At 70.5% G+C, this 22,982-nt stretch carries 23 protein-coding genes and 2 pseudogenes; 10 read left to right on the forward strand and 15 right to left on the reverse strand.

The annotated features are described in order from the left end of the window. Window positions 1-36 precede the first annotated feature (36 nt). The gene (locus NL1_RS22960) at window positions 37-747 is read right to left on the reverse strand and encodes a response regulator transcription factor (RefSeq protein ID WP_067842916.1); all 711 of its coding nucleotides are present in this window, start codon (window positions 745-747) and stop codon (window positions 37-39) included. A 182-nt stretch (window positions 748-929) separates the two neighbouring features. Continuing rightward, complete coding sequence (locus NL1_RS22965; RefSeq protein WP_156094996.1) at window positions 930-1,265, reverse strand: hypothetical protein; 336 nt, start codon at window positions 1,263-1,265, stop codon at window positions 930-932. A 241-nt stretch (window positions 1,266-1,506) separates the two neighbouring features. On the opposite strand from NL1_RS22965, the gene NL1_RS22970 reads away from it, so the two are divergent. Beyond that, complete coding sequence (locus NL1_RS22970) at window positions 1,507-5,997, forward strand: cation-translocating P-type ATPase (protein ID WP_084510878.1); 4,491 nt, start codon at window positions 1,507-1,509, stop codon at window positions 5,995-5,997. 62 nt (window positions 5,998-6,059) lie between these two features. On the opposite strand, the gene NL1_RS22975 is transcribed toward NL1_RS22970, so the two are convergent. Both NL1_RS22975 and NL1_RS22980 read right to left on the reverse strand, forming a co-directional pair. After that, a complete protein-coding gene (locus tag NL1_RS22975) occupies window positions 6,060-6,335 on the reverse strand; it encodes a hypothetical protein (protein ID WP_067842926.1) in 276 nt (91 codons plus the stop codon). 37 nt (window positions 6,336-6,372) lie between these two features. Beyond that, window positions 6,373-6,771: a hypothetical protein gene (locus tag NL1_RS22980; protein WP_067842929.1), complete on the reverse strand. Its 399-nt coding sequence runs from the start codon at window positions 6,769-6,771 to the stop codon at window positions 6,373-6,375. A 199-nt stretch (window positions 6,772-6,970) separates the two neighbouring features. On the opposite strand from NL1_RS22980, the gene NL1_RS22985 reads away from it, so the two are divergent. Then, window positions 6,971-7,282: a hypothetical protein gene (locus NL1_RS22985; RefSeq protein WP_156094997.1), complete on the forward strand. Its 312-nt coding sequence runs from the start codon at window positions 6,971-6,973 to the stop codon at window positions 7,280-7,282. A gap of 34 nt (window positions 7,283-7,316) precedes the next feature. Here NL1_RS22985 and NL1_RS22990 read toward each other — a convergent pair whose 3' ends face one another. From NL1_RS22990 to NL1_RS23005, 4 genes and pseudogenes are all read right to left on the reverse strand, one after another. Then, on the reverse strand, window positions 7,317-8,102 hold the full coding sequence (locus NL1_RS22990) for an RNA polymerase sigma factor SigF (protein WP_067842933.1): 786 nt from the start codon (window positions 8,100-8,102) through the stop codon (window positions 7,317-7,319). After that, the gene (locus NL1_RS22995; RefSeq protein ID WP_067842936.1) at window positions 8,092-8,523 is read right to left on the reverse strand and encodes an ATP-binding protein; all 432 of its coding nucleotides are present in this window, start codon (window positions 8,521-8,523) and stop codon (window positions 8,092-8,094) included. The genes NL1_RS22990 and NL1_RS22995 overlap by 11 nt, the downstream gene beginning before the upstream one ends. Window positions 8,524-8,759: 236 nt before the next feature. Continuing rightward, complete coding sequence (locus NL1_RS23000; protein ID WP_067842940.1) at window positions 8,760-9,437, reverse strand: PAS and ANTAR domain-containing protein; 678 nt, start codon at window positions 9,435-9,437, stop codon at window positions 8,760-8,762. A 97-nt stretch (window positions 9,438-9,534) separates the two neighbouring features. After that, window positions 9,535-9,663: pseudogene (locus NL1_RS23005) on the reverse strand (catalase); the annotation flags it as partial. Window positions 9,664-9,806: 143 nt separating this feature from the next. Here NL1_RS23005 and NL1_RS23010 point away from each other — a divergent pair. Then, window positions 9,807-11,045: a glycosyltransferase gene (locus NL1_RS23010; RefSeq protein ID WP_067842949.1), complete on the forward strand. Its 1,239-nt coding sequence runs from the start codon at window positions 9,807-9,809 to the stop codon at window positions 11,043-11,045. Here the strand turns inward: NL1_RS23010 and NL1_RS23015 are convergent. Next, window positions 10,999-11,487 (reverse strand): DUF6328 family protein, encoded by a 489-nt coding sequence (locus NL1_RS23015; RefSeq protein ID WP_067842952.1) that lies wholly within the window; start codon window positions 11,485-11,487, stop codon window positions 10,999-11,001. The genes NL1_RS23010 and NL1_RS23015 overlap by 47 nt on opposite strands. Before the next feature lie 59 nt (window positions 11,488-11,546). Here NL1_RS23015 and NL1_RS23020 point away from each other — a divergent pair, with 59 nt between their 5' ends. The 7 genes from NL1_RS23020 to NL1_RS23050 all read left to right on the forward strand — a co-directional run bounded on the left by NL1_RS23020 (window position 11,547) and on the right by NL1_RS23050 (window position 16,593). Then, a complete protein-coding gene (locus NL1_RS23020) occupies window positions 11,547-12,137 on the forward strand; it encodes a nucleotidyltransferase family protein (RefSeq protein WP_067842955.1) in 591 nt (196 codons plus the stop codon). Window positions 12,138-12,141: 4 nt separating this feature from the next. Next, on the forward strand, window positions 12,142-12,405 hold the full coding sequence (locus NL1_RS23025; protein WP_067842958.1) for a BON domain-containing protein: 264 nt from the start codon (window positions 12,142-12,144) through the stop codon (window positions 12,403-12,405). Between the two features lie 4 nt (window positions 12,406-12,409). Beyond that, window positions 12,410-13,144, forward strand: a complete 735-nt coding sequence (locus tag NL1_RS23030) for a metallophosphoesterase family protein (RefSeq protein WP_067842961.1) — start codon at window positions 12,410-12,412, stop codon at window positions 13,142-13,144. A 127-nt stretch (window positions 13,145-13,271) separates the two neighbouring features. After that, window positions 13,272-14,222 (forward strand): glycosyltransferase, encoded by a 951-nt coding sequence (locus NL1_RS23035; RefSeq protein ID WP_245673479.1) that lies wholly within the window; start codon window positions 13,272-13,274, stop codon window positions 14,220-14,222. 85 nt (window positions 14,223-14,307) lie between these two features. Continuing rightward, complete coding sequence (locus NL1_RS23040) at window positions 14,308-14,625, forward strand: hypothetical protein (protein WP_067842964.1); 318 nt, start codon at window positions 14,308-14,310, stop codon at window positions 14,623-14,625. An 83-nt stretch (window positions 14,626-14,708) separates the two neighbouring features. Beyond that, a complete protein-coding gene (locus NL1_RS23045; RefSeq protein WP_067842967.1) occupies window positions 14,709-15,020 on the forward strand; it encodes a hypothetical protein in 312 nt (103 codons plus the stop codon). Between the two features lie 70 nt (window positions 15,021-15,090). Continuing rightward, complete coding sequence (locus tag NL1_RS23050) at window positions 15,091-16,593, forward strand: FAD-dependent oxidoreductase (RefSeq protein ID WP_067842971.1); 1,503 nt, start codon at window positions 15,091-15,093, stop codon at window positions 16,591-16,593. 46 nt (window positions 16,594-16,639) lie between these two features. Here NL1_RS23050 and NL1_RS23055 read toward each other — a convergent pair whose 3' ends face one another. From NL1_RS23055 to NL1_RS38220, 6 genes and pseudogenes are all read right to left on the reverse strand, one after another. Next, window positions 16,640-17,182 carry an AAA family ATPase gene (locus tag NL1_RS23055; protein WP_067842975.1) on the reverse strand — a complete coding sequence of 181 codons (543 nt, stop codon included), beginning with the start codon at window positions 17,180-17,182 and terminating at the stop codon, window positions 16,640-16,642. 19 nt (window positions 17,183-17,201) lie between these two features. Continuing rightward, entirely contained in the window at window positions 17,202-17,879 is a 678-nt protein-coding gene (locus NL1_RS23060) for a double zinc ribbon and FHA domain-containing protein (protein ID WP_067842978.1), read from the reverse strand. Beyond that, on the reverse strand, window positions 17,879-19,165 hold the full coding sequence (locus NL1_RS23065) for a vWA domain-containing protein (protein WP_067842981.1): 1,287 nt from the start codon (window positions 19,163-19,165) through the stop codon (window positions 17,879-17,881). The genes NL1_RS23060 and NL1_RS23065 overlap by 1 nt, the downstream gene beginning before the upstream one ends. A 22-nt stretch (window positions 19,166-19,187) precedes the next feature. After that, window positions 19,188-20,390 carry a phosphatase gene (locus NL1_RS23070; protein ID WP_245673480.1) on the reverse strand — a complete coding sequence of 401 codons (1,203 nt, stop codon included), beginning with the start codon at window positions 20,388-20,390 and terminating at the stop codon, window positions 19,188-19,190. Next, window positions 20,387-22,747: a serine/threonine-protein kinase gene (locus NL1_RS23075; RefSeq protein WP_084510879.1), complete on the reverse strand. Its 2,361-nt coding sequence runs from the start codon at window positions 22,745-22,747 to the stop codon at window positions 20,387-20,389. The genes NL1_RS23070 and NL1_RS23075 overlap by 4 nt, the downstream gene beginning before the upstream one ends. Continuing rightward, window positions 22,744-22,982, reverse strand: a pseudogene (locus NL1_RS38220) (hypothetical protein); the annotation flags it as partial. The pseudogene NL1_RS38220 and the gene NL1_RS23075, both read right to left, overlap by 4 nt.

The raw sequence follows: 22,982 nt of genomic DNA on the forward strand, positions 1-22,982 counted from the left end.
TATTACGAACAGATCACGAGCCGAAACAAAATGTGATCAACGTTGCACGTCGAGGCGATATCCGAGCCCGCGCACAGTAACTACGACGCACGGCTCCGAAGGGTCGCGCTCGATTTTTGTGCGCAGCCGGCGCATATGAACGTCTACAATGCGCTCGTCGCCGAAAAATCCGTCGTCCCAGACACGTTCGAGTAGCAGCGTGCGACTGAGCACCCGTCCCGGCGATTCCGCGAGTTCACAGAGGAGGCGAAATTCGGTAATGGTCAGGCGAATTTCCGAATCGCCGCGGCGCACTGCTCCGCCGTCGCGGTCGAGAATCAAAGGCGCGCCCGGAAACGCGTCGAGCACCATTTCCCGCGGTGCGTCGCGTTCGGCCGCCAATCGCGCCCTGCGGCGCAATGCGCGCATGCGGGCGGAGATTTCTTTGATTTCGAAAGGTTTGGTGACGAAGTCGTCGGCGCCCGCCTCGAGCGCGGCCACCACGTCGTGGGTGTCGTCGCGCGAGCTGATCACGATGATCGGGACGTCATGGTCGCGTCGGATCTCTCGGATGCAATCGAATCCGTCCATGTCGCCGAGCATCAGCTCGACGATCATCACGTCGGGTGCGCCGTTGCTGCGCAGGTGGATCAGCGCGTCCTCGGCTTCGTGCGCCTCGGAGACGTCGTACCCTTCGTCCTCCATGGCCACACGCAGTGCGCCGCGGATCTGGTCGTCGTCATCCACGATCATCAGGTTCGCGCTCAAGACCTCATCCCTTGCAGACAGGCGGAAAGCGCGGCGTGATGCGGAAATCGCATACCCAGCACGCGACAGTCCGCTTCGAGCAGCTTGCCGACCACACGGATACCCGTAGCGACCGTTCGGTAAACATCGGGTAGCCGGTGCGCGCTGCTCCAGACGGTCGCGGTGACCGTCGTGAGCCGGTTCTACCGGACCGTTACGCCCACCGCGGACGGTGCGGTGAGCTCCCCCAGAATCAGCACGCTGAGCGTGCCGCCCGGGGTCCGCGCGGCCTGCGCGGCGCCCTCGGCGAGGGTCTGTCCGAGGGCTTGCTTGCCCAGCGGCGTGTAGTTCGGCGGCAACGCACCCAGCGCGGGTCCCAGGTTCAGGGTCGCGATGGCGCCCGCCTCGGCCTGGTTCAGGTCGACGCGAGTGCCGTTCGGAATGGGGTTCACCGCGATCGCCGAGGCAGCGCCCGCGCCCAGAGTGAGCGCGGTGGCGGCCGCAGCCAGTGCCGACAATGTCGTCACCGTTCCACGCATCTGCGGCTCCCTTTCCATGCCCGGATTGCCGGGCTTGTGGTGTGCGTCCGGTTGTCTACCCTTGCCTGTGGCCGTGGCGATCGCAAGTCGACGGTGATCTACGACACGTTCGGCCGCCAGGGAGCGGCACGCCCAGTACATGCACCGTCAGCGCCCGGAACAGGGTCTGAAGCACCTTCGGCAGCTGTTTGCCGGGTGCACTGCCGGGTAGCTGACCGACATGGGTGCATCGGTGCGAGGAATGGTGTTCAACCCGCTCGTCTCCGCCGTCGCGGGCACGGCGGTCGATGTCACACGGGCCGGGGCCGGATTGGCGTTCGATGCCGGAGTGAAGGTCGCCACCGTGCCGCTCCGCGTCGCCGAGACCGGCGTGCGCGCGGCCGTCGCGGGCGCCGAACTGGTGCTTCCCGACGCCGCGGGACACCTGCGGGACGACCTGGCCGACCTCGTCGATCCGCACCCCGGACGAACCCAGCGCCGGATCGCCGTGAGCGAGGACCGCGCGACCGTCGAGGTGCGCGGCCTCACCGACGAGGACAACCCGGCCATCACGAAAGCGCTCGGCAAGCGACTCGATCGCCTGCGCGCGGTGCGCTGGTGGGAGGTCAACGCGATCACCGGACGGGTGGTCGCGGCCCTCGCCGGCGGCGCGGCGGACCTGCCCGCGCTGCTCGCCGAGGTCGAGCGGACCGAGCGTGACGCCGCGGTCGCCGACCGCGAGTGGAGCCGCCGCGACGAGTTTCCCGCGGATCGGGAACCCTTGCTGGTCGCCGGAATTCAGGTCGCCGGGGATCTGTGCGCGATGGCCGTCGCGGGCACCGCCTGGCTGCTGCCGATCAAGCCGCCGGTGCGCGCGCTGCGTTCGGTGGCCGCGTTCACCGATGCCCAGCCACGGTTGCGGCGCGTGCTGGAAGAGCGATTGGGCCGTCCCAGAACAGATCTGGTGCTGAGCACAGCGACGGCGATCGGCAACGCGCTCGGCAACGCGCCCGCCGAAGGCATGGCGAACCTGTTCGCCGACACGGTGCAGCGCACGATGGTGCTCACCGAGGTCGTGGCGCGGCGCGCCCAGTGGCGCAGCTGGGAGTGCGAACTCACCACGCACGAGGCGCTCTCCGTCGACGATCCGCTGCCGCCGCACACCAGGCCCGTCGACCTGCCGCGCGGACCCGTCGAGCGGGTCGCCGACGAGACCTCCGCGAGCGCGTTGCTCAGCGCCGCGGCGTTCGGCGCTACCCGGGGCGTGGGCGCCGCGGCGGAGGCGCTGGAACTCGGCGCACCCAAGGCCGCCCGCGCCGCCAGGGAGGCGTTCGCCGCCGCGGTGTCGACGACCCTGTCGCGTGCGGGCGTGCTCACCTTGGAACCGGTCGTCTGGCGTCGGTTGGACCGCCTCAGCGCCGTCGTGGTGGACGGCGAATCCTTGCTGACCTCGCGCCGTCTGGTGCTCGCCGCCGAGGCCATCGATCCGCGGTGGCGCGACCCGCACCGGCGTCGTCGGCGGGATCGCGGCTCGGCCGAGGCAGACGGTGCGGGCGCAACGACCCGCGACGGTTCCGGCGAGGCGCCACGATCGGCGTCCGAGCACGCACACCGCGTGTCGGCCAACGGGTCCGGCCCCCGCGCCCATGACGTGCTCGGCGCGGCGCGCGGCGCCGGTCTGCGGGTGACCCTGGTCGGCGGCGAGGACGTCGCCGAGTTGCGTTCCCTCGCCGACGAATTCGCCTCCGCCGGGGTGTCGATGAGCAAGCTGGTGCACGGTGCGCAGCAGGACGGCCACGTCGTCGCGGTGCTGAGCCCGCGGGCGCACAAGGCGCTGGCCTGGGCCGACGTGGCGATCGGTCTGTGCGGCGGTGACTGCGGGTCGATCCGGCTGCCGTGGAGCGCCGACCTGATCTGCCGTGATCTGACCCAGGCCCAGCGGGTGCTCGCCGCCGTGACCCCGGCGCGGCAGGTCAGCGAACGCGGCCGGGCGATGGCGCTCTCGGCGTGCGCGCTCGGCGGACTGCTGCTGGCGACCGGGCCCGCGCGGCGTGGCCGCTACTCACCGATGGTCACCGCGCACTGCGTCGGCCTGCTGCACGGCGCCGTCGCGGGTTGGCGGGCCGTGCGCACCGAACCGAGCGGCACCTCGACGCCGCTCTTGCCGTGGCACGCGCTCGAACCCGACGAGGTCCTGTCCCGGCTGCCGGAACCACCGGCGCTGGACGAGCGGGGCACCGAAACATCCCGTACTCCAGCGGTTCTCGCGCCGTTTGCCGCTCTGACCTCGTTCGCCGGGCAGATTCGGCGTGAACTGGCCGATCCGCTCACGCCGATCCTCGGTGTCGGTGCGGTCGCCACCGCCATACTCGGCGCGCCGTCCGACGCGGTGTTGCTCTCCTCGGTGCTGACCGTCAACGCGCTGGTCTCCGCGAGGCAACGCCAGAAGGCGGAGCAGGCCCTGCACCAGCTCCTGGCCGACGAACAGGTGACCGCCCGGCTGCTGGGCCGCGCCGTGCTCGGGGATGGTGGGACCGAGCCCGACGCGGACCGCGCCGACGAAAACGTCGTGCCCGCACACCGGCTCATGATCGGCGATATCGTCGCGCTGCGGGCGGGCGATGTCGTGCCCGCCGACGCGCGCCTGCTGTGGCTGGACGATCTCGAGATGGACGAATCCGGCTTGACCGGCGAATCGGTGACCGTGGAGAAGCAGCTGGCCGGAACCCCCGGCGCCGAACTCGGCGACCGGGCGTGCATGGTGTTCGAGGGCAGCACGGTGGTCAGCGGCGAGGCCTGCGCCGTCGTCGTCGCCGTGGGGGCCGACACGCAGGCAGGCCGCGCGACCGCGGGTGCGATACCGCCCGAAAAGGGCGGCGTCCAAGCGCAATTGCGGCGTTTGACCGATCGCGTCCTGCCGCTCACCCTGGGCGGCGGCGGCGCGGTGACGGCGCTGGGCAGTCTGCGCGGACAGCTGCTGCGCACCGCGATCGCGGACGGCGTCGGCGTGGCCGTGGCGGCGGTGCCGGAAGGTCTGCCGTTGGTCGCCACCGTCGCTCAGCTGGCGGCCGCACGTCGGCTGTCCAGGCACGGTGTGCTGGTCCGGGCCAGCCGCACCGTCGAGGCGCTCGGCCGGGTCGACACCCTGTGCTTCGACAAGACCGGGACACTCACCGAAGGGCGATTGCGGCTGACCACGCTCGCCGACCTGGACGAGCAGTGGCCGCACGACGCCGATTCCGACACCCCGCGCCGCCTGCTGCGCGCCGCCGCGCGGGCCTGTCCCGACCCGGACGAGGGCCCGGTGCTGCACGCCACCGATCGCGCGGTCATCGACGCCGCCGACGTCCTCGGCGACGACGCACAATGGGATCCGATCGAGGAGATTCCGTTCGAGTCCAATCGCGGCTACGCCGCCGCGCTCGGCCACACCACTCGCAGGCTGCGCCTCGTGGTCAAGGGTGCTCCCGAGGTGGTGCTGCCGCGCTGCGCCAAGGTGCACACGGGAGAGCAGGACAAACAGCCGCTCACCGACGAATATCGCAAGCGCGCGCAGGCGGTCGTTCAGGATCTCGCCGAACAGGGTCTGCGGGTGCTGGTGGTGGCGCGCCGCGATCTCGACGAGGAGCCGGAGGACGTCGAGGAAGCGGTCGACGACCTCACCTTGCTCGGCTTTCTCGGCTTGGCCGACGCGCCGCGGCCACAGACCCTGCCGCTGGTGACCGCATTGCGCGAGAACGGGATCGGCATCCGGATGATCACCGGCGATCATCCGGTCACCGCCGCGGCCGTCGCGCGGCAGCTGGGCATCGACGCCGAGTCGGTGGCCACCGGCGCCGATCTGGACCAGCTCGACGACAGCGCTCAGACCAGGCTGATCGAGAAGACTTCGGTGTTCGCCAGGGTGGCTCCGGAGCAGAAGGTACGCATCGTCACCGCGCTACGCCGCGCCGGGCATGTCGTCGGCATGACCGGCGACGGTAGCAACGACGCGGCCGCCATCCGCAGCGCCGACGTCGGAATCGGTTTGGCCGCACACGGTTCCGCGGCCGCGCGCAATGCGGCCGACCTGGTTCTCACCGAGCCCGACCCGACCGTCCTGCTGCACGCCCTGGTGGAGGGTCGTGGCATGTGGCAGCGGATCAATGACGCTGTCGGCGTGCTGGTCGGCGGCAACGCGGGCGAGGTCGCCTTCACGCTGTACGGGACCGCGGTGAGCGGGCACGCCCCGCTCGGCACCCGCCAGTTCCTGCTGGTGAACATGCTCACCGACATGTTCCCCGCGCTGGCCCTCGCCCTGTCCCCCGACCGCGAGGAGCAGGACGCCGCCGATCCGGAACAGCGGGCGCGGCAGCTCTCGGAGATCCCGCCCGCGCGACTCGGGCCGGAACTGGCGCACACCATCGCGGTGCGCGGCATCGCCACCGCCGCGGGTGCGGCGACCGCGTGGACCATCGGCCGCTACACCGGGTCGCACCGGCGCGCCGCCACCATCGGCTTGGTCGCGCTGATCGGCACCCAGCTCGGCCAGACCCTGGTCTCCGGACACCGCAGCCCATTGGTCTGGGTCACCACCGCGGCCAGCGGTGCGGTGCTCGGCGCCGTGGTCATGACACCGGGAGTGTGCAACTACTTCGGCTGCACCCCGCTGGGCCCGATCGGCTGGACCATCGCCGCAACGACCGCCGCCGCGGCAACCGCGGGCTCCGTGCTACTCCCCCGCTTCCTGCCCGCACCGACCGCCGACGGCTAGACCGTCGCGCGATTCGGATCGGCGCGGCACTGTGGCCCGCGCCGATCACCCGGCTCGCGCGGTCAGGCCTCGTTCGGGCCCGTGGTGAGCGGAGGCTGGTCCGGGACGACGTCCGGCTCCTCGGCTGACAGACGCTCGCCGATCGACTCGCCCGCGCGCTGTTCTGCGGGCGATGTGGCGTAGCGTTCGGCGGCCGTCCACGCGTCGGGCGGGTCCATCGCCTCCTCGAGCGGATCGGCGTCGAGTTCGTCCTCGTCGAGCTGTTCGGTGGTGGATGGGATCTGATCGGTCCACGTCGTCGTGTAGTCCAGCGAATCCTCGCCGGTTGCTTCGTTCATATTCGGGGAGTTGCCCTCGGCGGGCCGCCGAAACGGGTCAGCGATCCTCGTGGCGCGAGCGTTCCAGCCGGTTGAAATTGCTTGGCGATCCGTCGGCCCGTTGCTCCTGGTAGAGGAAGCGAAACCGCCGGTCGTCGAAGGTCTCGAACCACTCGTCCCATCCGACCGGGCGCAGCACCGCGCCGCCGTAGCCGGGGAAGTCGAAGCGCAGCACGTTGAGACGGCCGTTGTATTCGCTGCCCGGCATGGTGGCGGGGCGAGCGCCGCGCTCCTCGGCCCACCGCCGGATCACCTCGTGATTGCGCGTGACCAGGGTTCGGCCCGCTCGGTCCGGTCGCTGGGTCGGCGACGTGATCTCCTGTGCCTGCTGCAGCGACCGCGAATGCCCCGGCCCGGCGTGCGGAGTCCGGGTGGCGGGTCGTCGCTGATCGTCCATGACGACTCCCTCTGCGCCCTCGTATCTCTTTGTCCGGTTGTCTCACCACGTACCCGAACCGGAACGTCCGCAAACGGGAGTGAGGCGTTTGCCGCACCCGATTCGTCCGGTGTTCGGTGGGTATCCGGCTCGATGATCGGCCTGTGCCGCCACGAGTTTCGCGTCGGCGCGGGTCACGGCGCCACCGAGGAGATGCCGCATGGACGACCACACGCCACCGCCGATACCCGATCCCGTACCCCCGATTCCGCAGCCGGACCCGGTGCCGACGCCGCCGGAGCCGGAACCGATTCCGGACCCGGATCCGGCGCCGCATCCGTTTCCGCCACCGTTCCCGCCCGATCCTGGCCCCTCTCCGCTGCCGCCGGAACCGGAGCCGGGACCGGCCCACCCCGTCCGGCCGGAGCCCGATCGTCCGGCACCGCCGGTGCCCGGCCCGGAGCCGGGCGAACCCGGTCCGCCACCGGTGCCTGGACCCGATCCGGCACCCGCACCGCCGAACCCGCGATGAGGTGAGCTGGAAATCCCGCTGACGGCGGCGCGGATCAGTCGCGCAGCGCTTCCTCGCGCAGCCAGCGCAGGGTCTTCGCCAGGATCCGGGAAACGTGCATCTGGGAGACGCCGAGCACGTCGGCGATCTGCGTCTGGGTCTTGCCCTCGAAGAAGCGCATGACGAGCACCTGCCGCTCGCGGTCGGGCAGGTCGGCGATGAGCGGCTTGACCGCCATGTAGTCCTCCACCAGGTGGTAGGAGGGTTCGTCGGCGCCGAGACTTTCCAGCAGCGGCAGCGGCGCGTTGTCGATGTCGTCGCCGGCGACGGCGTCGATGGACGACGACTGGTAAGCATTGCCCGCGATCAGCGCCTGGGTGACCTCGACGAGGTCGACGTCGAGCTCGTCGGCGATCTCGCGGGCCCGAGGCATCCGGCCGAGCCGCTGCGAGAGCGCCTCCACCGTCGTGCCGATGCTGAGCTGGATCTCCTTGGTGCGCCGCGGCACCCGCACGGCCCACGTGTTGTCGCGGAAGTGCCTGCGGACCTCGCCCATGATGGTCGGCACCGCGAAGGCGAGGAAGGACGAGCCGCGGCTCACGTCGAACCGGTCGGCGGCCTGCACCAGCCCGAGCCGCGCGACCTGCAGCAGGTCGTCGAAGACCTCACCGCGCCCGGAGAATTTGCGCGCGATGTGCTCGGCCAACGGCAGGCAACGCCCGATCAGCTCCTCCCGGAGGGCGGCGCGGCGCGGGTCGTCAGGGCCGAGGGCGGCGATCTTCTCGAAGAGCGGCTCGATGTTGTCGTAGCTGTCGCCCGCCGATTTCGATTCACCCGCCATCGGCGCCCCCTCGCACCCAGGTGAAGTCGACAATCGTCGAATAACCCGACAGCGACCCGTCGTAGGGCTCCTGCCGCGCGGCGATGGATTCGGTGAGGGTCCGCACGATGTGCCATCCGAAACCGGCCTGTTCCACTACCGATTCGGTCGTCGCCACCGACGACACGTGGACGAACATGCGGTTCTCGTCGTAGGTGAAAGCACAGTCGACGTCCGAGCCCGGCACCGCGTCCAAGATCAACGCGGTGGCGACCTCGTCGAGTGCGAGCCGGATGTCGGTGACCTCGTCGATGGCGAAATCCGCGATGAGAGCCACGGTTTCGGCGAGGGCGCGCAGCATCGTCAGCTGTTCGAGCCGCGCGGGCACGCGGACACCGATGGTCGTCGTTTCTGTCGAGGACTGAGAGGTCCACTCCCCCATCACCCATCACCACCTTGTTTCGCGCGGCCGATCCGTCAGGCGACCGCGCAACGATCACCCGGCGTTGCGGTCAGGCGACCGCGGCGTCCCTCATCGTTGCGCTTACCCATCGGACACGAACTGAAACGTCGGTCACCGCCGACGTGGGTACCAACCCTACTGCCGCACCCGCTTATGCCTTCGCCTCGCTGGCGCTCGGCTCCGGCATGCGCGAGGCGCGCTGTCACATTACTCGCTCACTGCGTTCGCTCGTGCGCGGTGAGCAATAGGTGATCGAATTCCGTGCGCAGCCCCACGGCGGCCTGCGTCGCGGCGCTCATATCGGCGATCAACTGAGCGGCCAGGGCCCGCAGCTTCACGTTGGTTTCCTGGGAACGCCAGCTCAGCACGCGGAACGCCTGTTCCGCGCTCACACCGTACACCAGCATCAGCGCGCCTTTGGCCTGTTCGATGACCGCGCGCGCTTCGTACAGCTCGGGCAGCGTGTCGTCCAGGGTCTCCTGCCGATGCTCCTCGAGCGTTTCGGTGACATCGATGTAGTAGCCCGCGGTGCCGACCACCTCGCCGGACTCGTCGGTCATCCGGTCGGCCACCACGATCATGTGGTGCACCGTCCCCCTGGTGTCGATGATCCGGTGCCTGCTGGAGAACGGCTCGGCGGTCTCGATGCTCTTCGCCAGCACCGTCGCGACCTGCTCCCGGTCGTCGGGATGCTTGTGGGACAGCAACAATTCCGTCGTCGGCCGCACCGTTCCCGGCGAGTATCCGTGCATCAACGCCACCTCGTCCGACCACTCCCACCGCTGGTCCGCGAACCAGAACCGGAAACTACCGGCATTCTGCGGCGTTCCCATACCGATCACCCGGTTCAGCACGGACGCATCTCCGGGCGGAACCGAACCACTCTCCGTCACAGGGCAAGTATCCGTCGTCGCCGGGTGAGCGGCGAGCGTTCGGTGCGTCCGAGGACTATCGGCCCCACGCGTGCAGCGCGGCACTCACGCAGGCACCGCCGACCAGATCGTAATTGCCTTGCGCCGTAGAGAACTTCGTGGCGAATCCGCGCACGTCGCGTACCGTGTCGGCAGAGCCGCGCGAGCCCGCGACGGTGGAGAACCGCACGAAAACCGGGGTGCGCACGGCGGGATCGGTCAGGAACGTCGCCACCACCGTTTGCGGAGCGCTCGGGCGGGCATATCTCGCACATATCGCCGACGGCACGGCCGGGCATCGCCCGCGCCGGGTGTCGTCGTGCGTCCGCCTCTCTCCAGAACGGAGCAGCCGTGAAGATCGCCATGGTTTCCGAACACGTCAGTCCCCTCGCGGATTCCGGCGGCGGCGCGAGCGGTCAACAGATCCATGTCGCGGCGCTCTCTGCGGCGCTGGTCCGCGGCGGGCACCGGGTCACGGTCTACACCAGGCGCGACGACCCGCACGTCCGTACCGAGGTGACGACCCGCGAGGGATACCAGGTCGTGCACGTCCCCGCCGGACCACCGCGGCCCCTCAGCGGCGACCGGACGCTGCCCCACCTCGGCGAATTCGGCACCTACCTGCGCAAGCACTGGGCGAGCGACACCCCCGATCTGGTGCACGCGCACTTCTGGATCTCCGCACTCGCCGCCGAGCTGGCGGCCAGGGCACACGACATCCCGGTCGTGGTGACCTTTCACGCGTTGGGCACCGTCGAGCGCCGCCACCACGGGCTGGCCGACACCAGCCCGCGCTCGCGGATCCGATTCGAGCGGCTCATCGCGACCAGGGCCGCGCACGTGCTGGCGACCAGTGCCGACGAGGCCGTCGAACTGGTCAGGATGGGCGTGCCGCGGTTCCGTATCTCGGTGGCGCCGTGCGGTGTCGACCTCGCGGCCTTCCGTCCCGAGGGCGGCGTCGCCGACCGCAAGACGCGCCACCGGATCTTCGCGGCCGGACGGCTGGTGCGCAGGAAGGGCTTCGACCTCGCGGTGCGCGCATTGCCCGACCTGCCGGAGACCGAACTGGTGATCGCGGGCGGCGCGGTGGGCGACGACGTCGCCGACGATGCCGAAGGCAAGCGGCTGCGCCGCATCGCCATGGAACACGGTGTGCAGGAACGGGTCCGGCTGCTCGGCCAGGTATCGCACAGCGCCATGCCCCGGCTCTACCGCTCGGCCGACGTGGTGCTGTGCACGCCGTGGTACGAGCCGTTCGCCCTGGTTCCCCTGGAAGCGATGGCCTGCCGTAAGCCGGTGGTGACCACCGCCGTCGGCGGGATGCTCGACACGGTGGTGGACGGCGTCACCGGAAAGTTCGTCGCCCCGCCCGAGCCGGAGGCCGTGGCACGCGCGGTACGTCCGCTGCTCGAGGACGCGACCCTGCGCGAAACCTGGGGTGCGGCGGGCAGGCAGCGGGCGAGCAGTCGCTACTCGTGGGATCAGGTGGCCGCCGCGACATTGTCGGCCTACCGCCGCGCCGCTCCCGCGCGTCCCGCCGTCGTCACGGGTGCGGCCGGCTCCGGGCGCGCCACCGCCACGGCGCGATGAGCCACGTCGCGGCGAACAGCACCGCGGTCACGATACCGGCCACGACTCCCGCCGCGTCGCCCGCGACCACGTCGACCACCAGGATCAACGATCCCGTCAGCGCGACACCCAGCAGCGCGATCCCCGCCAGCGCACACCGATGCGCGGCCGCGACCACATGGCCGAGCCGATGCCTGCGGAACAGAATGCGATGCCAGGACACCGGCGCCACGAGGAACACCGCGGCGCCGAACGCCGAGCAGACGGTCACCAGATAGAGCACCCGCATCTGCTGCGACACCGCGGCGAACTCGGCCTGGAAGGGCAACAGCAGCAGCGCGCCGACGAGGAACTGCACGCCGGTCTGCACGACGCGCAACTCCTGGACAAGGCTGGCCCAGTTGCGGTCCAGTCGTTCGAGCTCGGTTTCGTGCCTGCCCTCGTCGTCACCATCGGGGCGCATGCCTTCGCGTACCCGCTCAGCCCCTGATTAACCCGGTATCCGCCGGGTACCACCGCAGCATGGTCGCCACCATGGACGAACTGCTGCACGCGCTGACCCGCGCGGCGAACACGCTGCACGAGGCGGAGATCAGGTTCGCGGTGGCAGGCGGCTGCGCGGTGTACGCCCGCGGCGGTCCCGCAACGGATCACGATGTGGACATCTTCGTGAAACCGGCCGACATCTCGCAGGCCATCCAGGTGCTCGCCAAGTCCGGCCTGCGGGTGTGCGAGCCGCCCGAGGACTGGTTGTCCAAGGTCTACGACGGCGACACCCTCGTCGACGTCATCTACCGCCCCAATTGCCGGGACGTCACCGACGAGTTGCTGGACCGGGCCACGGTCATGCGCGTCGGGCCCACGGTGGCGCCGGTGATCAGCGCGACCGATCTGATGATCGACAAGCTGCTCGTCTTCGACGCGCACCGCTTGGATCTGAGCCCGCTGCTGCACATCGCGCGCGATCTGCGCGAGCAGGTGGATTGGGCTGTCGTGCGCAGTCAGACGAAGGAATCACCGTATGCCCGAGCGTTTCTCGGCCTGGTCGACGACCTCGGCATCACCGACGCGGGCTGGACCGCCGCCGGGCAACAGCATCGAGGAGAAGGCTGAGCCGATGGAGAAACCCCAATATCTCGTGGCCCGTCTGCGCCGCGCGCTCGCCGAGGACCCGCGCACCGCCGAACTCGGCGTGCAGGTCACCATTCGCGGCGAAGTGGTGGTGCTCGACGGCGAAGTGACCAGCGCCCAGCGCAAACAGCAGATGGAGGAGGTGGTGCGCGAACAGCTGCCCGGCGTGGTCATCCACAACGACGTGCGCGTCACGGTGCCTACCGCACCGACCGGAACCGAACATCTGTCGTCGCACGAAGGGAGCTGACGCCATGCGGATCGCCGCGGTAGGCGACATACATCTGGGAGCGGAGTCCTCCGGCCAGCTGCGGCCCGTGCTGCGCGAACTTCCCCTGCGCGCCGACGTACTGCTGCTCGCCGGAGACCTGACCAGGCACGGCACCCTGGACGAGGCGCGCGTGGTGGCGACGGAGTTCACCGATCTCGGTGTGCCCGTGATCGCCGTACTCGGCAATCACGATTACCACAGCGACGCCCAGGACGACGTCACCGCCTTGCTCACCGACTACGGCATCACCGTGCTCGAGGGCAGTGCGACCACCGTCTCGATCGACGGGCAGACGCTCGGGGTGGCGGGCACGAAGGGTTTCGGCGGCGGTTTCGCAGGTAAGTGCGCCAGTGTGTTCGGTGAGCGGGTGATGCGCGAATTCGCCTGCTACACGGTGGAACTGGCCGATTCGCTGCGTGGCGCGCTGGCCGGCCTCGACACCGACGTCACCATCGCGCTGACGCACTATTCGCCGGTCAGCGACACCTTGCACGGCGAGCCGAGGGAGATCTACCCGTTCCTGGGTTCCTATCTGCTCGGCGAACCGATCGACGAGTTCGGCGCGGATCTGGCGCTGCACGGGCACGCGCACGCGGGCACCGAGCGCGGGACCACGCCGGGCGGCATCCGGGTGCGCAATGTCGCCGAGCCGGTGATCCGGGCGGCATACGCCATCTACGAGCTGGAACCGGCCAGGCAGCGGGCCGTCACCACCTGAGCGCGCGCCGCCCAGGTTTCGGGCGGACCTGCCGGGGCATCCGGCAGCCATGGAAGCTCCGACGATCACTTCGAACGGGGCGGCCGGACCGCTGAACGTCCTGGTGTGGCATGCGCACAGCCCGTGGATGACAGCTTTCGTCCAGGGCGGGCACCGCTATCTGGTGCCCTACGACGCACGCCGCGGCGAGTGGGCGCGTGGCCGGTGCGGTCGTCCCTGGCCCGCGAACGCGATCGAGATCGCACCCGCCGACCTGGTCGACGCCGACATCGATCTCGTTGTCCTGCAACACCCGAGGGAAATCGATCTCGCGCACGAATGGCTGGGCCGCGCGCCAGGCATCGACGTGCCCGCCGTGTACGTCGAACACAACACACCGCACCAGCACGCGGCGCTGACCAGGCATCCGCTGGCGGGCCGCTCCGACATCCAGCTGGTGCACGTCACCCAGTTCAACCGGCTGATGTGGGACAACGGCCGCTGCCCCAGCATGGTGATTCCCTACGGGATCCCCGATCCCGGCCATCTGTACACCGGCGAACTGCCGAGGGCCGCGACGATCATCCACGATCCGGTTCGCCGCTGCCGGATCACCGGCACCGATCTGCTCGCGCCGCTGTCCGAAGCCGCGCCGATCGACGTCTACGGCTCCGGCACCGAGCGGCTGGCCGAGGCGCTGCACTGTCCGCCCGAACGGATCGCCGGCGCGGGCGACCTCGCCCAGGATCGGCTGCACGAAGAGCTGGCCCGCCGCCGGGTGTTCCTGCACGTGCCGCGCTGGACCTCGCTGGGCATGTCGGTGCTGGAGGCGATGTATCTCGGCATGCCGATCGTGGCGCTCGGCACCACCGAGGTCTCCGCCTCGATTCCGACCGAAGCCGGCGTGGTATCCACCGAGCCGACGATCCTGGCCGAGGCGGTCCGCCAGTTCCTGCACGAGCCGATGTTCGCCGAATTGGCGGGCAAAGCGGCACGCCACTGGGCGCAGGCCAATTTCGGCCTCGTCGATTTCCTGCAGCGCTGGGACCGGCTGTTCGCCGCCCTCGTCAGCGATCACCGCAGCACCTCCCTTGGCTGACGTTGCCCGGCCCGGCCGATTGCCCTGCGCTTTCCCGGGTATCCGTCGAACGGCACCCGTTCGACGGGACCGGAAGGAGATCACCATGAGCGCCGAGAACCAGTTCCGACCCGACAAGCCGCCCGAAGGCGAATTTCCCGACCATCACCGGACCACGCGGACCCACGCGGGCGAGGCGATCGAGGACGTCAAGAACTTGCCGGGAATGGTCCTTGTCGGCGTCGGCATCGTCCTCGTCGCGCTGACGCTCACCGCCGCGGGCTACGGCTTCGAGGGCTGGGCGATCGTCGCCGGCATCGCCGCGGGGCTGTGCATCGTCGTCGGAGTGGCAATGGTCTTCGCCGAGCACAAGCGCGTCCGGAACAAGGACAACAACGCGCTCTACGACGACCGCGGGCACTGATCACGTGCACCACCGATCGTCCGACCGGGGTGCACGCGCAGGCCTCGCCGGTTTCTGAGCGTGCCCGGACAAGGAGGGTCCCGATGAGAATGCGTAGCCTCGCCGTCGCGGCGCTGGCCTCCGCCGCGGTGTTCGCGGTGGGCTGTGAGGAAGCCGAGAAGGCCGTGAACAAGGGTGGTGACACGCCGTGCAACGAGTTCGTCGAGCAGGACGCGGACAAGCAGCGAACCACCGTCACGAAGTTCCTGGAACAGGAGCGCAGTGGCCAGGAGGCGCCCGACGACCGGATGGTCGACGCCGCCATCGCCTCGATCGAATTGATGTGCACCGCGCAGGCCAATCCGGACACCCCCATCCGGAAAGCGGATCTGACGGGCATTTTCGTCCCCCAGTAGGCAGGGGCGGCGCGGTGACGGGCCGGTCGGCGCCGGGTTTCGGGCCGAAGCGAGCGGCTATCTCCCGACTATGACGTCCCTGTGGTTGAACGACGCCCAAGTACCCGCGCGACTGCGGCTGACACCGGGCTCGCACTATGACACCGTCGTGGTCGGCGCCGGAATCACCGGTCTGGTCACGGCGCTGCTATTGGCGCAGAGCGGCGTCGACGTCGCGGTGGTCGAAGGCAGGCGCGTCGGGGTCGGGACGACAGGGGGCACGACCGGAAAGCTCAGTCTGCTCCAGGGAACTCGCGCGCAGAGCATCGCCGGACAACACGGCATCGGCGTCCTCGCGGAGTACATCGCGGCGAATCGGGACGGCCAGGACTGGCTGCTGCGGTTCTGTGACGAGCGCGGCATCGCCAATCAGCGAAGTACGGCGGTTACCTACGCCCAAACTGAACGCGAAAAGCAGGCCGTACGAGCCGAATTCGAGGCGACAACGGCGGCGGGCCTGCCGACCGAGCTGATCGACGAACTCGACACGCCGTTCCCGGCGTACGGCGGGGTGCGGCTGGGCGAGCAGGCGCAGATCGATCCGATGACCGTACTGGCCGCGCTCGCCGCCGAGGTCGAGGCGCACACCGCCCCGATCTACGAATCGACCCGCGTGCAGGCAGTGCATGGCTCCGGCGGCGAGCTGGTCGTGCAGACCGAACACGGTGACCTGACCGCGCGCACGGTCGTGCTGGCTACCGGGACGCCGATACTGGACCGCGGCGGGTTCTTCGCACGGCTCACGGCCCAGCGCTCGTATCTCGCGGCCTTCCGTGTGCCGGGGCCGGTGCCGCACGACATGTACATCAGCGCGGGACAGCCGATCCGCTCGCTGCGTTACCACCCGACGCCCGAGGGCGACCTGCTCCTGGTCGGCGGCAGCGGGCACGCGGTCGGGCGGACCGACGCCGCGGCCGCGCACGCCGACGCACTGCTGGACTGGACCGCCGCCTGGTTCCCCGGCGCGGAAGTGCTGCACCGCTGGTCGGCCCAGGACTACCACCCGGTGGGCGAACTGCCCTACGTCGGTCCGCTGCTGCCGGGACACGACGACATCCTGGTCGCCACCGGCTATGCCAAATGGGGCCTCACCAACGGTGTGGCCGCCGCGCTCGCGCTGGCGGGCAGGCTCACAGGCAAGCCGCCGCTGTGGGCCGCCACGTTCGCCACCTGGCGGCCCGCCGAACTGCGCTCGTTGCTCTCCGGCGCGCGGGCGAATACTGCTGTGGCACAACAGCTCTCGACGGGGTGGCTGCGCATGGTCGGCGGCGGTTCGGCGACCGTGCCCGAGGAGGGCTGCGGCCGGGTCGAGCGCCACGGGCTGGTTCCCTCGGGGATCTGCACCGTCGACGGGGTCACCACCGAGGTCTCGGCGATCTGTCCGCACCTGTACGGCATCCTGCGGTGGAACGACGCGGAACGGTCATGGGACTGCCCGCTGCACGGCTCTCGTTTCGCGCCGGACGGCGCGGTGCTGGAGGGTCCCGCCACCAAGCCACTCACGCGCCGCTCGGTGCTGCGCGAGGACATCTAGGCGCTGTGTTCTAGTGGCGCGGGCGCTGTCCTAGCGGCGCTGGCGCTCAGAATCCGGAGGGTTCCCGCACGATCGGCCGGGCGGTGTCGAGAATGGTGTCGACGGACTCATCGATGGTCAGCTCCGAGGTGTCCAGCCACAGGCCGAGCCGGGGTGTGCTTTCCCGCAACACCGCGTCGAGGGCCGCGACCGTGAACGTGTCGTAGGCATCCTTGGGGCGGGCGGCCTCGCGGGCGGCGATCGCCTCGTGGCTCGGTGCGAGCACCACCACGTACAGCGGATCGGTACGGATCCGGTCGACCATGTACGGCAGAAATTCGCCTAGCACCACGTCCTGCAGGATTGCGGTGAAACCCGCCGCGGCGTACTCGTCGGCGACCGACGCGGCGAGGCGGTGGCGCAGCCGCAGCTGATCGAGCGCGGCCGCCGACGGCTCCGGGCCCATCTCCTCGCGGCCGCTCACCACGAATCTGCGGAAGGTGTCCCCGCGCACGTGCGCCGAACGGGGCAGACGCTCGGCGAGCGCCTGAGCCACCGTGGATTTGCCCGCGGCTTGGATACCGGTGATCAGATAGACGGCGGAGTCCATTCGATCATGATCGCAGACCTCAGCCGGGCTCGGCGGCAACCGTGATGGTGGTCCACGCGCCGACGTGGACACGATCGCCGCTGCGCAGCGCGACCGGCTGCTCCGCGGGGATGAGCTCGTCGCTGTCGTTGAGGCTGGTGCCGTTGGTGGAACCGAGATCGGTGACGGTGAGGCCGGTCGGGGTCAGGTGCAGCAGTGCGTGGGCGCGCGAGACGCCCGCGTCGGCGGGGGCGATGCCGAGATCGATATCGGGGTGCAGACCCTGCGAGACGCTGCGCTTGCCGATCAGGATCTCGGTGCCCTGCAAGGTGATTCGGCGCGGTGGATAGTACGCGGGAAACTCGACGCGGTCCGCGTCCGGCCCCTCCCGCGCCAGGACCCGGTCGTAGAATGTGCGGTCGGCGGTGACCGTGGCGATCCAGGTGACCCCCGTGGTCCGCACCGTCGCGGGCTCGGCAGCCGGTCTCGGATCGTGCGGGACCGGATCGGGTACAGGCAGAGCGGGTGGCGGCGGCTCGGGTGGCGGTGCGAGCGCCGAATCGTGACCGCAGGCCTCGCAGAAGCGCCCACCGCTCGGCGCGCCGCAGGCCGGGCAGCGCGGCGCGGCCACCGGCGTCGGCGGCTCCCCAACCGGTGCTCCGCACACATCGCAGTAGTCGACCGCCGTCGACAGGTGTCCCTCGGGGCAGGTCACCATCAGGACCCCTTGCGGACCCGCGCGGTCTTGGTGGAGCGAGCGTCCAACGCCATCTCGTCCGCGGCCTCGACGCGAGACCGCAGCCGGACGGTGCCGTCGCGCTCGTCCACCTCGACCACGCCACGCAACAGCTTCGCGGTGCTCTCGTTGCCCGATTCGGCGGCCAGCTGCACGGCGCGCCGCAGTTTGGCCGTCGCGGTCTCCACATCGCCGTTCTTGCGGGCGGCGAGACCCTCCTGCACCGCGTCGGCCAACTCGGCCTGACCGGTGTAATGCGCGACGCGCCTGCTGATCCGGGCCGACAGCTCGGTCTCGGTGGTCCAGACCGCGCGCACCAGCCCCTGCCCGATGATCTCGCCGTCCGCGATCACGCTGATCCGCGCCGCGAGTTTCTCCCGTCCCGGCGCGGCGGGCTCCACCCGCACCTGCACGTGATAGTCGCGTTCCTCGGCGCCCCACGCCCCGAGCGGATACTCCCCCACCTGTGCGCCCGTCTCGAGGCGGCGGGCCGTGAGGTCCTCGATGGCGGGCGCGACCTGCTTGACGAAACGCACCGTCGCACCGGCCGGAGTCCACACCCGCAGCGTCAGTTCGGGTATCGCCTTCGCCATTGCGGTGTGGGTCATCGCCGCGAAATCCGCGGCCAGGTGCGCCGGATCGGCGACGATGTCGACGGTGCCGTGCAGCGCCGAGGCGATGGCGCGCAATTCGTCCACCCGCCAATCGGTTCCGACGCCGCGGCAGTCGCAGGTGAACATGCCCTCGGACTGGGCGATCTCGGCGGCCAGCGATTCCGGTGATTCGTGCTCGTTCTTGCCGTCGGTGAGCAGGATCGCGTGCACCATGGCGCCGTCGTGCTTCTTGGTCAGCTGCCGGGCCAGGCCCAGCCAGGCGCCCATGGCAGTCCCGCCGTCGGGACGCAGCTTGTCGAGCTTCTTGCGTGCCGCCGCGCGCGTGGCCGCATCGGCGGGTACCGACGGCACGTCGTCGGGATAGACCAGGCGCGCAACGGATGTACCCTGGACGATCGCGAAGCGGGTGCCGTCGGGCAGCGCGTCGAGCGCCGCCATGGTGGCGCGGCGGGCGCCCTCGAACTTCTTGCCGTTGCCCATCGAGCCCGAACAATCGATGATCAGGATCTCCACGCGCTCCGGTGGCGGCCCGGCGGCGACGAAATCGGCGCCGGTCTCCACGGTGACCACCGCGTCGACCGTGGCCGCGCCGTCCGCGAGATACTCGTTCTGGTCGACGACCACCGAGATGCCCTTGTCGGCAACAGAATTCACAGTACTTCTCCTGGCTGGTGGATCAAGGCACCTGTGCGAGCGCGACGGTGATGTTGTCACTGCCCCCGCTGCGCAGGGCGAACTCGACGAGGTCGCGGGCCGCCTGCATCGGCTCGGCCGCCGCCGCCAGCGCGGCGAGCGCATGCGCGTCCGGCTGGTAGTTCCACAGTCCGTCGCTGCACAGCAGGAGCAGGCCGGGACCGCGGGTTCGGAAGGCGCGCACGCAGGTGTCCGACCACGGCCGCTCGCCCGAATCGGCGCCGAGCCAGCGCAGCAGCGTGTGCGCCCTCGGATCCCGCATGGCCGCCTGCTCGTCCATGGCGCCCGCGTCGACGAGTGCTTGGGCCCACGAGTCGTCGACGGTGAGCCGTTGCGAGGGCGGGATATCGGGTGCGCCGGGCGCGGGCACGAGCCAATACGCGCGGCTGTCACCGACATTCGCCACCGTGATCTCGACCGTGTCGGCGTCGTAGCCCCGCACGATGGCCGAGACGTACGTGCAGGAGGGGGCGTGGCTCTCGTCCACGGCGATCTCGCGGACTGCCTGCGCCGCGGCGGCCAGTCCGGCCAGGGCGGCATCGGGGGCGTCGCGGCCCTCGGCGAGCGCGGTGAGCGCCGCGTCCACACCCGAACGGGACGCCGTGCCGGAGGCGGCCTGCGGATCCTCGGAGGTGGAGACGCCGTCGCACACCACGATGACGACGGTCTGCGGCCCGGCGCCGCCGTCCACCACGGCGGCGGCGACCGAGTCCTCGTTGCGCGCGTGCGCGATGCCGCGGTCGGTGGCCACGCACACCGCGCCCAGGTCGGCCTCGAAACGGTCACGCGGGGCACGCAATTGGCCGCAGCCGCGGCAGTAGCCGTCCGGGTCGAACTGCTGCGCGCCACACGCGTCGCACGGGCGCGACGCCGTCGATTCCACCTCCGGGTACGGCAGCGCGACCCGGCGCGCGCCCAGTTCGCGACCGCAGGCTTCGCAGTATCGGTCGGAGGCCGAGACGCTCTCCTGGCAGCCGGGGCAGCGCGGCGAGGCGCTCGGCGGTGCGGGGGGCGTCGCCAGGGGCATGGTCGGCACGGTGTCCGCCGGATGGGTCGGAACGGCGCTCGTAGATGGGGTCACGTCGGCACTCACGGTCGAAGTCGGTTGGTCGGGTGGGTTCGGCGCCGCGCTCGGCTCCGCGGCCTGGCCGGGTTCGGCAGGCTCGCCGGGCTGGTCGCGGTTCACAGCGTGGTCCTCGGGCGGATGGCGTTGGCGCGATCCACCAACTCGAAACGGGACCACATGTCGTCGGTTTCGCGCGCCAGATCGCGGTAGCAGCGCTCCAGTCCAGTGCGCACGCCTTCCTGGTCGAGCGGGACGCCAAGCAGCGGCGCGTGATTCGTCGCCGCCACGCCGCCGCCGAGCCAGGCCAGCGCGGCGTCCAAGATCTGCATGCGTACCTCCGCGCCGCGGCGTTTGGAGTCGATCGCCAGCGCGTCGACCCGGCCGCCAGCATCGCGCAGCACCGATTCGCTCAGTTCGCCGGGCGCGCGCCCGGCGAGCAGCGCGTCCACCGCGGCCACGCCCGCGTCGGTGTACAGCGACGAGGTCCGGTCGACCTGGTCGAGGACGGCGACCGCACCGTCGCGGTCGCCCGCGCCGCGGCGCACCCGCGCCAGACCGAATACCGCGGCGGTGAAGGCTCGGTCGGTGCGCCAGACGGTGTCGTAGTAGCGTGCCGCACTGGCTCCGTCGCCGACGAGTTCGGCCATCGCGGCCAGTGCGAGCTTGGGCGCGGGTTCACCGGGCAGCGCGGCGTAGACGGCCTCGAACTCGGCGCGGGCCGCGGCGAAATCGCGGGCGAGCAATCTGGCCTGCCCGCGATACCAGGCCAGCCGCCAATCGCCGGGCAACCGCTCGGCGAGCTCGGCGATCCTGCGCTCGGCCTCGGCCGGGTCGCCGGTGTCCAGCGCCGCGCGCACCAAGCGCAGCGGGATCTCCATCGATTCGGCACGGCCGGTGACCACCGAACGCAGGCCGTCGGCGAAGGCGCGCTCCAATTCCCCGGGCGTCGTTCCCGCCGTCGTGGCCAGCAGGGCGGCGCCGCTGTCGCTCGGATCCACCAGCGGCACCGGCAGACCCGCGACGATGTGCTCGGGCGCGACGGCCGCCGCGACGCCGAACACCGCGCGCGGCGGCCCGAAATACGCCGACATGCCGGGCCGCGGTGACCCGTCGTCGGCGCTGAGCACCTCGCGCAGCACGCCGGTCAGCTGGTCGGCCATCTCCTCCATCGACGCGAACCTGGCGTCGGGATCGGCGTCGGTGGCGCGCAGCAGAAACCGGTGCAGCGAGTCGTAGCGGGCGAGCAGGGGTTCGGCGTCGGGCCCCGGTAGCGCGCCGAAATGGCCGTTCTCCTGCGGGACGTGCATGATCAGCACACCCAGAGTGCGGCCGATGCTGTACACCTCGGTGGCGACGGTCGGGCCGGTGGTCGCGATCTCCGGGGCCTGATACCCGATCGTGCCGTAGATGGCGCTGTCCTGATCGTCCATGGCGATCACCGCGCCGAGATCGATGAGCTTCAGTTGCTCGTCTGTCTGCATTACGTTGTCGGGCTTGAAGTCGCAGTAGGCGAGACCGAGCGAGTGCAGGTGGCCGAGTGCGGGCAGCATCTCCAGAATGTAGGCGATGGACTGCGGCACGGGCAGGTAACCGCCGTCGGTGTCGCGCCGGTTGCGCAGGATCTGCTTCAACGAGGTGCCGCCGACGAACTCCATGACGATGTAGCCGACCGCGACGCCGTCGGCTCCGGCGTGCTCCACGAAGTTGAAGATCTTGACGATGCTCGGATGCTCGACCTCGGCCAGGAACCGCTTCTCGGCGACGGCCGCCGCCATGGCGTCCAGGTCGCCGGAATTGAGCAGACCCTTGAGCACCACCCAGCGGTTGCCGACATTGCGGTCGGTGGCCAGATAGATCCAGCCGAGCCCGCCGTGCGCCAGGCAGCCGACCACCTCGTACTGGCCGCCGACCAGATCGCCCGCGGCGAGCTTGGGCGCGAAGGAGAATCGGGTGCCGCAGTTCGGGCAGAAGCCCTCGGCCCGGCCGGGCGTCCCTTCGCGACCGCGGCCCACCGGGCGCTCGCAGGCGCCGCAGAAGCGCTTCGGCTCGGCGACCATCGGGTCGGCCAGGATCGCCGAGCTCGGGTGGATGCGGGGCACGCGCGGCACCTCGACCAATCCGGCGCCGAGCCGTCCGCGCGCACTGGACTTCGACGACGTCGAGCGGGCGGTACGCACGGAGAGAGCCGATGCCCTGGTGTCGCCCCCGGCGGTGCGGGCCGAGGCGGCGACGGTCCTCGGCTCCGCGGGCGCGGTGCCGCAGGTGTCGCAATATCCGCCGGATATCGTTCCGTCGCAGCCGGGTTCGGCGCAGGCGTCGGCGCGCACCGACGGTGACTCGGCGGCCTGCGGCGCAATGGCTTCGGCTGCGTGGGTCGATGCGCTGGTCTCCGGTGTGGAGGCAGCGGGTGCGGTGCCGCACACCGTGCAATAACCGTCTTCGACCGTCCCGCCGCAGCCGGGTTCGGTGCAGGTCATGATCTCCTCCCCGATTTCTCCGCGATGAGCTGCTGATAGTCGGCGACCGCGCGGGTGGCCGCCGCGAGATCGCACGGCCGGTGCGACAGCAGCTCGGTCGCGCTCCGATGACCCGCCGCGAGATCGTCGTCCGCGCCGAGTCCCAACCTGGTGGCCTTGGCCCGGTACGCGTCGAGCCGCCCGCGCAGCTCGGCGCGGCGGTCCAGTAAGCCCTGGGCGAGTTCCGCCGCGGCGG

Source organism: Nocardia lijiangensis NBRC 108240 (genome assembly GCF_001613045.1).
GTDB classification, from domain to species: domain Bacteria; phylum Actinomycetota; class Actinomycetes; order Mycobacteriales; family Mycobacteriaceae; genus Nocardia; species Nocardia lijiangensis.

Coding starts and splice junctions, on each gene's coding strand:
- NL1_RS22965 (WP_156094996.1), bottom strand. CDS start 1,265: ATGCGTGGAACGGTGACGACATTGTCGGCACTGGCTGCGGCCGCCACC.
- NL1_RS22970 (WP_084510878.1), top strand. CDS start 1,507: ATGGTGTTCAACCCGCTCGTCTCCGCCGTCGCGGGCACGGCGGTCGAT.
- NL1_RS22975 (WP_067842926.1), bottom strand. CDS start 6,335: ATGAACGAAGCAACCGGCGAGGATTCGCTGGACTACACGACGACGTGG.
- NL1_RS22980 (WP_067842929.1), bottom strand. CDS start 6,771: ATGGACGATCAGCGACGACCCGCCACCCGGACTCCGCACGCCGGGCCG.
- NL1_RS22985 (WP_156094997.1), top strand. CDS start 6,971: ATGGACGACCACACGCCACCGCCGATACCCGATCCCGTACCCCCGATT.
- NL1_RS22990 (WP_067842933.1), bottom strand. CDS start 8,102: ATGGCGGGTGAATCGAAATCGGCGGGCGACAGCTACGACAACATCGAG.
- NL1_RS22995 (WP_067842936.1), bottom strand. CDS start 8,523: ATGGGGGAGTGGACCTCTCAGTCCTCGACAGAAACGACGACCATCGGT.
- NL1_RS23015 (WP_067842952.1), bottom strand. CDS start 11,487: ATGCGCCCCGATGGTGACGACGAGGGCAGGCACGAAACCGAGCTCGAA.
- NL1_RS23020 (WP_067842955.1), top strand. CDS start 11,547: ATGGTCGCCACCATGGACGAACTGCTGCACGCGCTGACCCGCGCGGCG.
- NL1_RS23025 (WP_067842958.1), top strand. CDS start 12,142: ATGGAGAAACCCCAATATCTCGTGGCCCGTCTGCGCCGCGCGCTCGCC.
- NL1_RS23030 (WP_067842961.1), top strand. CDS start 12,410: ATGCGGATCGCCGCGGTAGGCGACATACATCTGGGAGCGGAGTCCTCC.
- NL1_RS23035 (WP_245673479.1), top strand. CDS start 13,272: ATGACAGCTTTCGTCCAGGGCGGGCACCGCTATCTGGTGCCCTACGAC.
- NL1_RS23040 (WP_067842964.1), top strand. CDS start 14,308: ATGAGCGCCGAGAACCAGTTCCGACCCGACAAGCCGCCCGAAGGCGAA.
- NL1_RS23045 (WP_067842967.1), top strand. CDS start 14,709: ATGAGAATGCGTAGCCTCGCCGTCGCGGCGCTGGCCTCCGCCGCGGTG.
- NL1_RS23050 (WP_067842971.1), top strand. CDS start 15,091: ATGACGTCCCTGTGGTTGAACGACGCCCAAGTACCCGCGCGACTGCGG.
- NL1_RS23055 (WP_067842975.1), bottom strand. CDS start 17,182: ATGGACTCCGCCGTCTATCTGATCACCGGTATCCAAGCCGCGGGCAAA.
- NL1_RS23060 (WP_067842978.1), bottom strand. CDS start 17,879: ATGGTGACCTGCCCCGAGGGACACCTGTCGACGGCGGTCGACTACTGC.
- NL1_RS23075 (WP_084510879.1), bottom strand. CDS start 22,747: ATGACCTGCACCGAACCCGGCTGCGGCGGGACGGTCGAAGACGGTTAT.